This window comes from Pseudogracilibacillus sp. ICA-222130 (assembly GCF_037892545.1).
Classification (GTDB): Bacteria; Bacillota; Bacilli; order Bacillales; family Amphibacillaceae; genus Pseudogracilibacillus.
The window spans coordinates 97,377-112,771 of sequence record NZ_JBBKBG010000004.1 but is presented as its reverse complement, the minus strand read 5'-3'; the positions used below and the strand labels follow the sequence as shown (position 1 = coordinate 112,771).

Below are 15,395 nucleotides of genomic sequence, written 5' to 3'. Positions count from 1 at the left end.
TTGCCCCCCTTATACCGTTACTTTTTTATTTATTAAATAATGACTGAATACGAGTGATAATATTAAGACGATACTACTCGAAAGTAGGACGAGTAGGATAACTTCTTTTCCATACAAATAATTATATCCAAAAAAAGTGGCACTCCATAATGGAGCTAGCATAATCAAACATGCGATACCAATATTTAAAAGAGCATACACATTCCCAATCATTCGATAACTTCTCTCGATTAAAATACTCGTAAAAAATACAACCGTTACAACTATACCGATATACTGATAAAAGATAAATTCCGTAACATCTGTCGGTAATAACATATAAGTAATGTCTAAATGATATACAACCGACATCAGATCAAGGTCCGAACGATATACCTTCGGAATAATAAAGGCAATAACTTTTGATTGAATAGCCATTAAAAATAACTGAAACGCCATTAACCCTAAACCCGTTATAAAAATAGTTGCTAATTTTGCATAAAAGACATTCATTCTCGAAGTTGGTAAGGTGAGCAGACGATAAATAAAAGTATTTTTTCCAATCCAATCACGGTACCAAATAAAAAATGTATAAAATAAAATACTAATTAATCCAATGAATAATGGCCCTAAAAAATATAAACTATATGTCACATCCAATAAACCGAACGGTTCCAGTTGTTCCGTAATCGTATTTTGTCCAGCACCTTGATTCACCAATTTATTAATTTGTTTTTTATACAATAAAGATGAAACAATCGTTCCTCCAATTTGGAAAATGAACATACATACAAATATACCGATATATAATTTAAAAAAACGATTAAATTCAAAGTTTAATAGTTTTAAAAATGATTTCATGGACGATAAACCTCCCTCATCACATCAATAATAGACTTCCCTTCTTCTTCTCGGACTGTTTCAGCATTAAATTGCTTCACCACTATCCCATCATCTAATAAGACAACTTGATCAATTAAATGTTCAATATCTTGGATTTCATGTGTCGTAATAATAACACCACGGTCTTCAATTAAATGGCTTGTAAATACGTCTGCAATTTGTTCTCTACTAAAAATATCTATTCCGGAAAACGGTTCATCCATTAATATGTAATCCACATCTAAAGCTAACCCTAAAATCATATTTACTTTTGCTTTATTTCCTTTTGATAAATGTTGAATTTTTTCATCTTTCGTTAACTTAAAAAATGTCAGTAAGTCTTCCGCACGTTTTTCATTCCACGCAGTATAATAATCTTGCATAAAAAGAAAAGCATCTTCTATACGCATCGACGATAACATCGTAATCGTATCTGGAATATAGGCAATTTTTTCATACGTTTTTTTCGTTAATTCCGCTCCATCGATTAAAATTTCTCCACTTTTTATCGGTGTTAAGTTCATGATAGCGTTTAAAATCGTCGTTTTTCCCGATCCATTAATTCCGACTAAACAAGTAATTTCTCCCTTATCCGCCGTAAAACTAACCCCGTTTAATACTTGTTTTTTTCCGTACGACTTTTTTATGTTTTTCACTTCAATCATCTTTTTCGCCCCCTTCATAATGCGTTTCTAACATAGGAATAACCTCATTTAATGGTATTTGTAATGTTTCGATAGTCGACACAAATGAAATGATTGCATCTTGTAACAATGCATCTTTTACTTCTTGAATGATTGTTTCATTCGTCGTCACTTTACTCGGTAAATTCCCCTCTGTATGGATCAATCCCAACTCCTCCATCTCTTTATATGCACGTTGCACCGTATTCGGATTTATTTTTAATGTATTTGCTAACTCTCTTCTGGAAGGTATTTCCGTTCCAGGCTCTAATACGCCACTTGCAATTCTTTCTTTAAAATAACGAATCACTTGTATGTAAACTGGTTCACGACTATTTAATTCCATACGCAATATACTCACCCCTTCTTCCTACTGTATGAAGCTCTTCATACAGCAAACATAAAAAATTAGTGTATGAACCGACTCATACACTTTGCCCAAGAATATACGTGTACTATTCGATTAATACGCTATGTGTATTATAGAGGTAATACAGTATAGATGTCAATATTTATTTCTAACATGTTATAATATGCTCAGATACTACTCATAAAGGAGATTACAATGAAGTTTATATCATGGAATGTCAACGGACTACGTGCCGCTGTAAGAAAAGGGTTTGTCGACTTCTTTGAAGAAATCGATGCAGACTTTTTTGCTGTGCAGGAAATTAAGTTACAAGAAGGACAAATAGATTTGGATTTTCATGGGTATGAATCCTATTGAAATTATGCCGAACGTAAAGGATATGCTGGTGTTGCCTTATTCACAAAGCATTCTCCCTTATCCGTACAATACGGGTTAAATGGCGAAAATGAACAAAAAGAAGGGAGAATCATTACGCTAGAATATGAAGACTATTACGTCGTCACTGTTTATACCCCGAATTCACAACGTACATTAGCAAAATTAGATGTTCGCTTACAATGGGAAGATGCGTTTTATACGCATATATTGACATTAGACGAAAAGAAGCCTGTCATCATATGTGGTGATTTAAATGTGGCACATCAACCGATTGATTTGCGCAACGATAAGGCAAATGAAGGAAATTCCGGTTTTACAATAGAAGAAAGAGAGAAGTTTTCTCGTTTATTAGAAGCTGGATTTATCGATACATTGCGCTACTTCGAGCCTGACACAGATGGGCTGTATACGTGGTGGAGTTATATGAAAACTGTTCGAGAACGAAATATTGGGTGGAGAATCGATTATTTTTTAACCTCTAGTAGATTGGAAGAAAAATTGCTTACTGCAACAACATATCCACATATTTTTGGAAGTGACCATTGTCCGATTGGGTTAGAAATTGCATTATAAAGTTTAAATGTCCATATACATACTTTGATTCTAGCATCATCATAAAAAAGCTTGTATGCTGTAAAAAGAAGCATACAAGCTTTTTCTTAAGATTTTTCGTATGTTTTACCTACACGGTCCCAATCCATCATATTTTCTAATATTAAGGCAATAATGATTCCAACTAACAATCCATTACTCATAAACGGACGAATAAACGCTGGAATGGATTCAAAATAAGATGCCGGAAATGTCATTATAACGACTCCAGCAAATAGTGGGATAGCCGAACGATATACATTTAATGTATTAAACGACATTCCTTTAAAGAAATCAATAGATGAATTAAACAATTGTAAATAAGCAACGAACAAGACCGCACTACCGATACTTAAAGGCAATGTAGAGAAAAATGTCCCAATTGGTGGAATAATACCCATAAGGAAAAATAGAAAACCACCAATAATAAATGGTACCTTATCATATATATTCGTCTGTTTTAAAAAACCAATAGATGATACGAAAGGTGCATATGGTACGAGACCAAAAAAACCTGCACCAACTGTCGCAACTCCTGTTACTGTGAATGATTTACGATAATCTTCGTTCGTTGTCGTTTGTTGAAACATTTCATCTGTTCCTTTTAAAGCACCGAACGTATTCGATGTATTCAACAGTCCTGCTAAAACGGCTGTTAAAACGACGCCCGTATCCCATGTCATTTTCCCAAAAGGAAATAGGGGAATAGCGCTTACATTTTCTGATGTTGCAGCTGATGGCGATCCGAAAAAAATGACATATAAAATCCAACCAATAATAATCCCGATTAACAGCGCATAACTTCGAACATTCGCTGGTGACTTAATGCTGATGATGATAACGAGTAATGCGATGAATATGGCTAATCCCGCTACTGGTAGATTAATTGCCGCTGTTTCTGCAGCTTGACCGAACGGAATTCCGAGCATCCCTTTTAAAAATATTTGTATGAGTGTAATACCTAACAAGAGCATAAATACACCCATCACACCTGGATTAAATAGTTTGGCTATGTAAGGTCCTATGCCTAATAGACCAATTAAAATCGTAATGACCCCTGAAATGATGACGCCGATTGCAAGACTACCACCTAACACATGTAATGGCATTCCTTGGGCAGAGGCGGTTGCAACAAGGGTTAAGAAAATTCCCCACCATAAACCAGATTGCCCCTCTAAAATCGGACGTCCATGACCGAAAAAAACTTGTCCTAAACAAGCGAGCCCAGTAATAATAAATGAAAACTGTAATAAAGGAACGATCTCCGCTTGCGTCATTCCAAATGCTTCCCCCACTGTAATTGGAATGATCACGATGTTGGCAAAAATAAAAAAGAACCACTGTATACCAGCAATCCAATTCTTTGTATCCTTTAATCCTTGCATATATACTCCCTCTTTCTTTTAACGAAGTAATGCTTTCCATTTTAACATAAAATGAACAATACCTTAAGCAAATATTCAGATTATTTGTAAACTATTTATCTAGCATTTATAATAAATTGTAAATTAATGATCTAGTATAAAAAATTTTATATAAATCGTTCTTTCATCCCTGTTCATTTTATGTAAATTCTGGCATAATATTAATTTACAACTTGATTTTATAGAAATATTGTAGTAATATTGTTATTTGCCCAAGGAATCACTATAAAAGAATTGTAAAATTTGAGGTGAAAAAGGATGAAGAATTTTATTTCTTCTAAAATGGGATTTTTTACAATTGCAGCAGTATTCATCTGGATTAAATCATATATTGCTTATTTAACAGAATTTAATTTAGACGTACAAAATACAATGCAACATTTTCTGTTATTGATTAACCCAATAAGTTCGACACTAGTCTTTTTAGGTATTGCTTTATTTGCGAAAGGACGTAGAGTCGGTGGGTTTATCATTATCATTCATAGTTTTATGAGTTTACTATTGTATGCAAATGTCGTATTTTATCGATTTAACTCTGATTTTATTACATTGCCTGTATTAACTCAAACTAGTAATTTTGGAAGCTTAGGAAGCAGTATTGTTAACTTAATGCAATGGACAGACTTATTTTATGCGTTAGACATTATCATCTTAATTGTATTGTTTCGATCAAGTCGTCAAATTTGGTCTAGCGAACGTATGCAATTAAAACGTCCTGCGATTATTATCGCTACTGGACTTGTTGTGTTCTCTATCAACTTAGCATTAGCAGAAGTAGATCGTCCACAATTACTAAAAAGAACTTTCGATAGAAACTATATCGTTAAATATTTAGGTGCATATAACTTTACGATTTATGATGCAATCCAAAATGTAAAATCCTCTACGGAACGTGTGTTAGCAGATAGTAATGATATTACAGAGGTACAAAATTATACAAACAATAAATATGCAGAACCAAACGAAGAATTATTCGGAATTGCAGAAGGTAAAAATATAATTAAAATTCACTTAGAATCATTCCATTCGTTTTTAATCAATATGGAAGTGAATGGGGAGGAAGTAACACCTTTCATTAACTCATTAGTAAATGATGACAAGGAAGACTATACGTATTTCGAAAACTTCTTCCACCAAACAGAGCAAGGTAAAACAGCAGATGCTGAATTAATTATGGATAACTCTTTATACGGTTTACCACAAGGTAGTGCCTTCGTTACGAAAGGTAAAAATACGTATCAAGCATTACCAGCTATTTTAGGGCAAGAGCAAGGGTATAAAAGCTCCGTACTACACGGAGATAGTAAATCTTTCTGGAACCGTGATGAAATATATAAAGAGTTAGGGGTAGATTATTTCTTTGATGAAGCTTTTTACGATATGAGTGAAGAACAAGTTATCGGATACGGGCTAAAGGATAAGCCTTTCTTCAAAGAATCAATGCCTATTATCGAAGCAATGGAAGAACCATTTTATGCACACTTTATGACATTAACACATCACCATCCGTATTTAATTGATGAAGAAGATGCAACAATTGACCCAGCAGATACGAATGATGGTTCTGTTGATCGATATTTCCAAACAGCTCGTTATTTAGATGAATCATTAGAACAATTTGTACATGACTTAAAAGAGGCTGGTCTATATGACGACTCTGTTATTATGATATACGGAGATCACTATGGTATTTCTGAAAATCATACAGCGGCATTATCAGAAATCTTCGGTGAAGAAATGACACCATATAAATATGCAGAATTACAACGTGTACCATTCATATTAAAAGTTCCTGGGGTAGAAGGACAAGGTACCGTTTCTGAATATGCTGGTCAAGTAGATGTAATGCCTACTTTATTACACCTATTAGGGATAAATGCAAAAGATTATGTTCTATTTGGTACAGATTTACTCTCTGAAGAACATGATGATCTCGTTCCATTTAGAAATGGTGACTTCTTTACAGAAGATTATGCGATGGTAAAAGGAGTCTTTTATGATAACCATACTGGAGAAGAGATTGAACCGACAGAAGAACTGGAAGCATTAAAGGAAAAGGTGGAACATGAATTAGCAATGTCTGACAAAGTGTTACAAGGAGACTTATTGAGATTTTATTCACCAACAGATGATTGGAATCCGGTAGACACTGATGATTATTTCTATGACATTAACCAGTTTACAGTACCGGAAGAGCTAAAAGAAAAATGGCTCGGTACGGAGGAAGAGACTGATATAGACACTACAGAAAACAAAAATTCCAATGAAGACGAAGAACAGGTAGAGGAATAATCCTCTACCTGTTTTCTTTTCCATAAAGCGGTACAATAAATGGCGTTGAAAGAGATAATACCAATATCATTTTTCCCTTTAACATTTATCGTCATCATCAAAAACCAATCTAGAGGAAGCTTCTATCTTTTTCTAATAGAATCAATTGTATAGTCTATCGTGTTAAAAAGGTAATGATTCTACTTAGAGTAGCAAGTTTTATAAACAACAAAATAAAAACGTAGGAAATGTACGTAGACTCCTGCGTGAGGATAGGCCTAGATAAGACAAGGGAAGGCGAAGCCTGAGCTTGGCTTAGCAGCCGCACGCGGAAAGCGGAGTACATTTCCGAAGTGACATATTCCCGCTATTCTTATTGGTTCCACACCATTACATATTAGATGACCTTAATGGATCATGACAAAGATCCACCCTTACAGCTAGGCTACAAAGGGGGAGGAAACCAGCATGTAAACAGCCAAATAAAACGTAGGAAATGTACGTAGACTCCTGCGTGAGGATAGGCCTAGATAAGACAAGGGAAGGCAAAGCCTGAGCTTGGCTTAGCAGCCGCACGCGGAAAGCGGAGTACATTTCCGAAGTGACATATTCCCGCTATTCTTATTGGCTCCACACCATTACATATTAGATGACCTTAATGGATCATGACAAAGATCCACCCTTACAGCTTAGGTTACAAAGGGAGAGGAAACCAGCATGTAAACAGCCAAATAAAACGTAGGAAATGTACGTAGACTCCTGCGTGAGGATAGGCCTAGATAAGACAAGGGAAGGCGAAGCCTGAGCTTGGCTTAGCAGCCGCACGCGGAAAGCGGAGTACATTTCCGAAGTGACATATTCCCGCTATTCTTATCGGCTGAACACAATAAAATATTAAATGACTTTAATGGATCCACCAACAACATTTGACAAAGAGCCTAAAAACACCCTTTCAGTTAGATTTTATCCTAACTGAAAGGGTGTTGTTCCATCATTCAAATTTTATTATGCGATATGCTGATTTGCTAGTTGCTGGATAAGTGGAATCTTATCAATATCAAAGTTCCCACCACTTACAACAATTCCGCAATGTCTCGACTTTATATAGTCTTTATGCGCGAATAATGCTGCTAGAGCTACTGCACCAGCACCTTCCATTAATGTTTTATTTCTTTCTAACATATATAAAATCGCACTTGCAATTTCTTCTTCTGTCACTGTTACAATATCATCCACATATTGATGAATAAGCGGAGAAGTGAGGTCACCTGGTTTTTTAACGGCAATTCCTTCTGCAATTGTATCAGCACGATAAGGTGAGTTTGGTGTCGTTTGATGGAAGTCATGATACATTGGACAGATCATTTCAGATTGTACACCGATAATGCGAATGTTTTTATTCACATGTTTCGCTGCAACAGCCATACCGCTAATAAGTCCACCACCACCGATAGGGACGATAAACGTATCAATTCGATCTTCCTGCCTTAACGCTTCCATCGCAATTGTTCCTTGACCGGCCATAATGTCATAATCATCAAATGGATGTACATATGTCGCCCCCGTCTCTTTTTGACGGATCATAGATGCTTCATATGCTTCTTGGAAAGAACCTCCAACTAAAACTACTTCCGCTCCGTAATTTTGTGTTGCTTCCACTTTACTATGCGGTGTTTTTTCAGGCATAAAGATAGTAGCTTTTACCCCTAACTTCCTTGATGCATATGCAACCCCTTGTGCATGGTTTCCAGCAGATGCTGTAATTACCCCTTTATCAAGTTGTTCATTTGTTAATTGCATCAATTTAAATGTAGCACCCCTAAATTTAAATGCACCTGTCTTCTGTTGGTTTTCCATTTTAAAATACACTTTTTTCCCGACAATCTGATTCGTCGTCTCTGATGTGATCAATGGCGTCGAATGTACAATCGGCTTCAAACGCTCTAACGCTTTATAAATTTTTTCTCCCGTTAACAAATCCCCAATGGTTCCACACTCCCTAGTTCCACTTACTTTATTTTATAGTCTAGTCTTTTCATATGCAGAAATTTCATCCTCAAGTTGCAAAGTTAAAGCAATTTCATCCCAACCGTTCAGTAAATTTTGACGGTGGTATTCTGGTAAATCAAATGCAAATTCAGTTCCATTTTGATCTGTTATGACCTTCTTCTCAAGGTTTACAGATAATTCTAATGTTCCTTCTTCTGCTTCTTTTAACCATTTATTAATCTGCTCTTCTTCTACTTTAATTGGAACGAGTCCATTTTTAAATGAATTATTGTAAAAAATATCCGCAAAACTTGGAGCAAGGATAATTCTAAAGCCATAATCTAATAATGACCATGGAGCATGCTCTCTAGATGACCCACACCCGAAGTTTTCTCCTGTCACCAAAATGGATGCATGATCATATTTTGTATCATTTAAATTAAAATCTGGTCGTTTATTTCCATCATCATCAAATCGCCAATGGTAAAATAAAAACTGTCCAAAACCTGTTCTTTCAATTCTTTTTAAAAATTGTTTCGGAATAATTTGGTCCGTATCGACATTCGTACGGTTTAATGGATAAACGAGACCACGATGTTCCTTTATAGGTTCCATTGTACAACATCCTTTCCTTGCCGTAAATTATTGATACGTTCGAACATCGACAAATTTACCTTCAATCGCAGCAGCTGCTGCCATTTCTGGACTTACTAAATGTGTTCTAGCACCATTTCCTTGTCTACCTTCAAAGTTACGGTTTGATGTAGATGCACAACGTCCTCCTGAAGGAACAATATCTTCGTTCATTCCTAAACACATACTACATCCTGCATCACGCCATTCAAATCCAGCTTCCTTGAATACCTTATCGATGCCTTTTTCTTCTGCTTCCATTTTCACTAAAAATGACCCTGGTACAACAATTGCTTTCACACCATCTTTTACTTGTTTGCCAGCAACAATTTTTGCTGCTTTTTCTAAATCAGATAAACGCGAATTTGTACAAGAACCAATAAACACGTGATCAATTTCAATGGATGTCATCGGTTGGTTTTCTTCTAAGCCCATATACTCCAACGCTAGTCGTACTTCTTCTTTATTTGGCGCTGTATCAATAGTTGGAGTTGCACCACTTACAGGTACACCCATTCCAGGGTTTGTTCCCCATGTTACTTGTGGTTCTACTTCCTCTGCATTGATTGTTAATGTTTTATCATATGTGGCACCTTCATCTGTCGCTAGTGCTAACCACTCATTTGCCACTTCATCGAATGCTTCTCCTTTTGGAACGTAACGACGACCTCGTAAAAATTCGATTGTTTTCTCATCTGGACTAATTAGCCCTGCCCTTGCTCCAGCTTCGATGGACATATTACAAATCGTCATACGCTCTTCCATGGAAAGATTACGAATAGCTTCCCCTGTATATTCTACAATATAACCTGTTCCCATTTTCACGCCATATTTTGCGATAATTGCTAAAATTAAGTCTTTAGCAGTAACACCAGGTCCGAGATTACCTTCCACTTTTAAGTTAAGTGTTTTTGGTTTATCTTGCCATAATGTTTGTGTCGCAAAAACATGTTCTACTTCACTCGTTCCAATACCGAATGCGATCGCTCCAAACGCTCCATGTGTCGATGTATGACTATCTCCACATACAATCGTTTTCCCTGGTTGTGTTAATCCTAATTGTGGTCCAATTACATGTACAATCCCTTGATCAGGATGGTGCATATCTGCTAGTTCGATGCCAAACTCTTCACAGTTTTTTGCTAATGTATCAATTTGTAATTTTGCAATCGGATCACTAATTTCATCACGATTTAATGTCGGCACGTTATGGTCCATCGTCGCAAATGTTAAATCTGGTCGACGAACTTTTCTATTTGTTAAACGTAATCCTTCAAATGCTTGAGGAGACGTTACTTCGTGAATAAGATGTAAATCAATATATACTAAATCTGGTTTTCCTTCTTCTTCATGGACGATCTTTTGTTCCCAAACTTTTTCTATGATTGTTTTAGGCTTCGCCATAAGAACACCTCCACCTTATGATAAATGACGAATAACCGCTTCTGTCATTTCCTTCGTTCCAACAACTTTTCCACCATTGATTCGTAAATCTTTCGTATGGTATCCTTCCTCTAATGCTTTTTCTACAGCAGTTTCAATCTCTGTCGCTTCTTTATCCATATCAAATGAATAACGTAATAACATCGCTGCAGACATAATCATCCCAATTGGATTTACAATACCTTGACCTGCAATATCAGGAGCAGAACCGTGTACAGGCTCATATAGTCCAATCGTTTCTGATAAACTAGCAGAAGGTAACATACCAATAGATCCGGTTAAAACAGATCCTTCATCACTTAAAATATCTCCAAACATATTTTCTGTCACGATGACATCAAAATATGTCGGTTCTGTAATAAGGCGCATTGCCGCAGAGTCTACTAACATATGTTCTACATGAACATCTGGATAATCTTTCTTTTTCTCCTCTACGATCTCTCTCCAAAGACGGCTAGATTCTAAGACATTTGCTTTATCTACTGAAACAAGATGTTTTTTCCTTAATTGTGCACTTTCAAATCCTTTTTCTACGATTCTTTCAATTTCATCACGACGGTAAAGCAAAGTATCCACCGCAACAGTTCCATTTTCTCTTCGTTCACGTGGGGTACCGAAGTACAATCCACCTGTTAGTTCCCGAACGATATAAATATCGCTACCATTAATAATCTCTTCTTTTAATGGTGATGCATGTAACAATGGGTCAAATCCTTTGATTGGTCGTATATTCGCAAATAAATTTAACGCTTTACGAATTTTTAATAAACCTTGTTCAGGTCGTACATCAGATGGCAAGTTATCCCATTTAGGGCCACCAATCGCACCTAATAAAATAGCATCCGATTGTAAGCATACATTGACGGTTTCTTCTGTTAATGGTTCTCCATATTTATCATATGATGTTCCACCAATATCATGTTGTTCAAATTCAAATGTATGGCCATGTTTTTCAGCAATTTTTTCTAACACCTTTACTGCTTCACCTGTTACCTCATGTCCAACCCCATCTCCTGGGAGTACAACTATTTTCTTCACCATTTGATTCAATCCTTCCTACACGATTCATGTTCATTTCCCTAGTAAAGATAAATTATATATCATCATGTAATGTATGTTACATTAGACGAAACGTTTCTTGCGGAGAATATCGAAGTATCATTCGATGAAGGGTACTTCTAGTAGAGTAGAAGCAAAGAGGAAGGATATTGTATCCTACCTCTTTCTTCCATTGATTACGTTTATTTTAATGGATTTTTAACAAATGGCATTAAGTCACGTAATTCTCTTCCAACCTTTTCAATCGGGTGATTGTTTTCCGCGTTATTAATTGCATTAAACATCGGACGGTTTGCTTGGTTTTCTAGAATCCAACCTTTCGCAAATGCACCGCTCTGTATATCATCTAGAACCTCTTTCATACGTGCTTTTGTTTCTGCGTTAATAACACGTGGTCCAGATACGAAGTCACCCCACTGTGCTGTATCTGAAATAGAATAACGCATGTTTTCTAATCCGCCTTCGTACAGTAAATCTACAATTAATTTAAGTTCATGTAAACATTCGAAGTAAGCAACTTCAGGCTGGTATCCTGCTTCTGTTAATGTTTCGAAACCTGATTTAATTAATGCAGTCGCTCCACCACATAATACTGCTTGCTCTCCGAATAGATCTGTTTCTGTTTCTTCTTGGAATGATGTTTCGATGACACCTGCACGAGCGCCACCTACTCCTACTGAATAAGCTAATGCAACCTCACGTGCTTTTCCTGTAAAGTCTTGGTACACACCATATAATGCTGGAACCCCTGCTCCTTCTTCAAATGTACGACGAACTAAATGTCCAGGTCCTTTTGGTGCTACTAAAAATACGTCTACATTTGCTGGAGGTACAACTTGACCATAATGAACATTAAATCCATGAGCAAATGCTAATGCTGCACCTTCTTTTAAGTTATCTTTAATTTCATTTTCATACACAGCTGCTTGTAACTCATCAGGTAATAAAACCATCACAACATCTGCTGCTTTTGTTGCTTCTGCAACGGCTTTTACGGTAAAACCATCCTCTTCTGCTTTTTGTTGTGACTTCCCTGGTCTAATTCCAATCACAACGTCAAAACCACTATCACGTAAGTTTAACGCGTGTGCGTGACCTTGTGAACCATATCCGATTACTGCAATTGTCTTTCCTTGTAATACCTCTTTGTTAATATCTTTCTCGTATAAAACTTTTGACATGACTTCTATCTCCTTTTTCATATAATAATCATCATTTTTTATGTAAAATTATTTTGGCGATTTTTAAGCCGTCGCCAAAATAATTTTCGCTATACTGTAAACTGGTTAATTTCAGCAATTTGAGCTGGTTGTGGTTGGTGTCCACGTAAAAATGCTGTCACACCTGTTTTAGATAACTCTTTAATACCGTATGGTTTCAATAATGCAATTAATGCATCAATTTTTTCCGGCTTTCCTGTCACTTGAATCGTAATACTATCTTTACTAATATCAATGACGGTTGCACGGAAAGGTGTAATTAATCCTTGGATTTCATTACTTAATTGCGGAGAACTTGCTACTTTAATAAGCGCTAATTCTCGGGCAACAATCGATTTATCTGTTATATCAGAAACTTTAATGACATCAATTTGCTTATTTAATTGTTTCGTTAACTGTTCTGCCTTTTGATTGTCACTTACTTCCACAACTAATGTCATTTTTGAAATACCTGGTGTTTCAGTTTCCCCTACAGAAATACTTGAAATATTAAACTGTCTACGTTGTAACATCCCTGTTACACGGTTTAGTACTCCACTTCTATTTTGAACCGTAGCTGTTATAATACGTTTCATTTCGTCACCCCTATCATTTCTTGAATTCCTTTTCCAGGAGCAATCATCGGATAAACTTTTTCCTTCTGAATAATTCTGAAGTCAGCTACCACTGGTCCGTCATATTCGAACATTTCTTTTAATGCTGCTTCAACATCTTCTTCTTTTTCCACTTTCATTCCTTTTAATCCGTAACTTTCCGCTAACTTAACGAAATCTGGATTTATATCAAGTAATGACTGTGAATATCTTTCATCATAAAATGTTTCTTGCCATTGGCGAACCATTCCTAATGCAGAGTTATTCATAATTATTACTTTTACTGGTAAATTCCATTGCTTTAATAGTAGTAATTCTTGTAAATTCATTTGGAATCCTGCATCTCCGTTAATCGAAACAACTAATTCATTTGGACGACCAAACTGTGCACCGATGGCAGCAGGAAATCCGAATCCCATCGAACCTAATCCACCTGATGATGCCCAGTTATGTGGTTTATCTAATGTATAATGTTGAGCTGCCCACATTTGATGTTGTCCAACATCCGTTGTAACAATCGCCTCTCCGTTTGTTGCTTTATGAATTTTCTGTATGAGGCTTTGTGGAGAGATCGCTTCATCAGATAAATCATGCCATAATGGATAGTCCTTTTTGTTTTGTGCGATTTTTTCCATCCAAGCTTCATGGTTTGGTTGTTTAATATCTTTCTTTAATAATGCTTCCAATGCTAATTTTGCGTCCGCTACAACCGGAATTTCTGTTGGAACGTTTTTCCCGATTTCAGCTGGATCCACATCAATATGTGCTACTTTTGCCATCGGAGCAAAATGTTGTAGATTTCCTGTTAAACGGTCATCAAAACGTGCACCGATATTGACGAGTAAATCACTTTCGTACACAGCCATATTCGCCGTATAAGAACCGTGCATTCCTGCCATCCCTAATGATAGTTCATTCGATCCCGGGAAACTTCCTAAGCCTAGCAATGTATTGACAACTGGTAGACGGTATTTTTCTGCGAACTGTTTTAATTCCTCAGCAGCATCCGCAAATAATACTCCTGCACCAGCTAATAAAACTGGGCGCTTCGCCTTTTCAATTGCATCTGCTACTTTGACGATTTGTAGAGGATTCGGTTTTGTTGTCGGTTGATATCCTGGTAAATAGAAATCCGTTTTAAACTCCCCGCTCGGCAATGCTTCGGAAATATTTTTCGGAATATCAATAACAACTGGCCCTGGTCTTCCTGTTGTCGCAATATGGAACGCTTCTTTTACAACACGTGGTAAATCTGTTACATCGTCCACTTGATAATTATACTTCGTAATCGGCGTCGTAATCCCTAGCACATCTGACTCTTGGAATGCGTCTGTTCCAATTACATGATTTGCTACTTGTCCTGTAAATATTACTAAAGGCAATGAATCCATCATTGCATCTGTAATGCCTGTAATTAAGTTGGTAGCACCTGGTCCTGATGTCGCAATGACAACTCCCGGTTTCCCTGTTACACGAGCATATCCTTCTGCTGCAAAAATTGCTCCTTGCTCATGTCTTGTTAATATATGTTTGAACGATGCGTTTGAACGATAAAGTGCGTCATAAATCGGTAATACAGCACCACCCGGATATCCGAAAACTGTGTCCACTTCCGCCTCAACTAATAACTCCATCAATAAATCTGCACCTGTTCTCACTTCATTTGTTGTCTTTGAAGGTAGTGTTTGTTTTGGCTTTGCCTCTGCTTTCAATGTCATTTCCTCCTTAAAAATATCTTCCTTAAAACAAAGTCTATATAGAAACAATCGTCATACATTTTTTCTTTTTTCTTCCTCATCCTCCACTTTCAAATAAAAAACTCTTTTCTCCACAAATCTCCTAAAAGATTATGGGGAGAAAAGAGTATCTTTTCACGGTAC

The 15,395-nt window shown here is 36.4% G+C and carries 12 protein-coding genes and 1 pseudogene; 2 read left to right on the top strand and 11 right to left on the bottom strand.

Annotation, left to right across the window (positions count from 1 at the left end):
- Nucleotides 1–9 precede the first annotated feature (9 nt).
- The 3 genes from WKT09_RS03895 to WKT09_RS03885 are packed head-to-tail and all read right to left on the bottom strand — an operon-like array spanning nucleotide 10 to nucleotide 1,890.
- Nucleotides 10–840 (bottom strand): hypothetical protein, encoded by an 831-nt coding sequence (locus WKT09_RS03895; RefSeq protein WP_340414791.1) that lies wholly within the window; start codon nucleotides 838–840, stop codon nucleotides 10–12.
- Nucleotides 837–1,526 carry an ABC transporter ATP-binding protein gene (locus WKT09_RS03890; protein ID WP_340414790.1) on the bottom strand — a complete coding sequence of 230 codons (690 nt, stop codon included), beginning with the start codon at nucleotides 1,524–1,526 and terminating at the stop codon, nucleotides 837–839. The genes WKT09_RS03895 and WKT09_RS03890 overlap by 4 nt, the downstream gene beginning before the upstream one ends.
- Nucleotides 1,519–1,890: a GntR family transcriptional regulator gene (locus WKT09_RS03885; RefSeq protein ID WP_340414821.1), complete on the bottom strand. Its 372-nt coding sequence runs from the start codon at nucleotides 1,888–1,890 to the stop codon at nucleotides 1,519–1,521. The genes WKT09_RS03890 and WKT09_RS03885 overlap by 8 nt, the downstream gene beginning before the upstream one ends.
- Before the next feature lie 219 nt (nucleotides 1,891–2,109).
- Here WKT09_RS03885 and WKT09_RS03880 point away from each other — a divergent pair.
- Nucleotides 2,110–2,865, top strand: a pseudogene (locus WKT09_RS03880) (exodeoxyribonuclease III).
- Between the two features lie 86 nt (nucleotides 2,866–2,951).
- On the opposite strand, the gene WKT09_RS03875 reads toward WKT09_RS03880, so the two are convergent.
- A complete protein-coding gene (locus WKT09_RS03875; RefSeq protein ID WP_340414789.1) occupies nucleotides 2,952–4,268 on the bottom strand; it encodes a uracil/xanthine transporter in 1,317 nt (438 codons plus the stop codon).
- 297 nt (nucleotides 4,269–4,565) lie between these two features.
- Here WKT09_RS03875 and WKT09_RS03870 point away from each other — a divergent pair, with 297 nt between their 5' ends.
- Complete coding sequence (locus WKT09_RS03870; protein ID WP_340414788.1) at nucleotides 4,566–6,599, top strand: LTA synthase family protein; 2,034 nt, start codon at nucleotides 4,566–4,568, stop codon at nucleotides 6,597–6,599.
- Nucleotides 6,600–7,583: 984 nt separating this feature from the next.
- On the opposite strand, the gene ilvA is transcribed toward WKT09_RS03870, so the two are convergent.
- The 7 genes from ilvA to ilvB all read right to left on the bottom strand — a co-directional run bounded on the left by ilvA (nucleotide 7,584) and on the right by ilvB (nucleotide 15,227).
- The gene (gene ilvA / locus WKT09_RS03865; RefSeq protein ID WP_340414787.1) at nucleotides 7,584–8,555 is read right to left on the bottom strand and encodes a threonine ammonia-lyase; all 972 of its coding nucleotides are present in this window, start codon (nucleotides 8,553–8,555) and stop codon (nucleotides 7,584–7,586) included.
- A 42-nt stretch (nucleotides 8,556–8,597) separates the two neighbouring features.
- Nucleotides 8,598–9,182 carry a 3-isopropylmalate dehydratase small subunit gene (leuD, locus tag WKT09_RS03860; RefSeq protein WP_340414786.1) on the bottom strand — a complete coding sequence of 195 codons (585 nt, stop codon included), beginning with the start codon at nucleotides 9,180–9,182 and terminating at the stop codon, nucleotides 8,598–8,600.
- A gap of 27 nt (nucleotides 9,183–9,209) precedes the next feature.
- The gene (gene leuC / locus WKT09_RS03855; RefSeq protein WP_340414785.1) at nucleotides 9,210–10,604 is read right to left on the bottom strand and encodes a 3-isopropylmalate dehydratase large subunit; all 1,395 of its coding nucleotides are present in this window, start codon (nucleotides 10,602–10,604) and stop codon (nucleotides 9,210–9,212) included.
- 15 nt (nucleotides 10,605–10,619) lie between these two features.
- Nucleotides 10,620–11,684 (bottom strand): 3-isopropylmalate dehydrogenase, encoded by a 1,065-nt coding sequence (leuB, locus tag WKT09_RS03850; RefSeq protein WP_340414784.1) that lies wholly within the window; start codon nucleotides 11,682–11,684, stop codon nucleotides 10,620–10,622.
- Nucleotides 11,685–11,884: 200 nt separating this feature from the next.
- Nucleotides 11,885–12,883, bottom strand: coding sequence for a ketol-acid reductoisomerase (ilvC, locus tag WKT09_RS03845; protein WP_340414783.1), 999 nt, complete (start codon nucleotides 12,881–12,883; stop codon nucleotides 11,885–11,887).
- 89 nt (nucleotides 12,884–12,972) lie between these two features.
- Nucleotides 12,973–13,497, bottom strand: coding sequence for an acetolactate synthase small subunit (ilvN, locus tag WKT09_RS03840; RefSeq protein WP_340414782.1), 525 nt, complete (start codon nucleotides 13,495–13,497; stop codon nucleotides 12,973–12,975).
- On the bottom strand, nucleotides 13,494–15,227 hold the full coding sequence (gene ilvB / locus WKT09_RS03835; protein WP_445323974.1) for a biosynthetic-type acetolactate synthase large subunit: 1,734 nt from the start codon (nucleotides 15,225–15,227) through the stop codon (nucleotides 13,494–13,496). The genes ilvN and ilvB overlap by 4 nt, the downstream gene beginning before the upstream one ends.
- Nucleotides 15,228–15,395 lie beyond the last annotated feature (168 nt).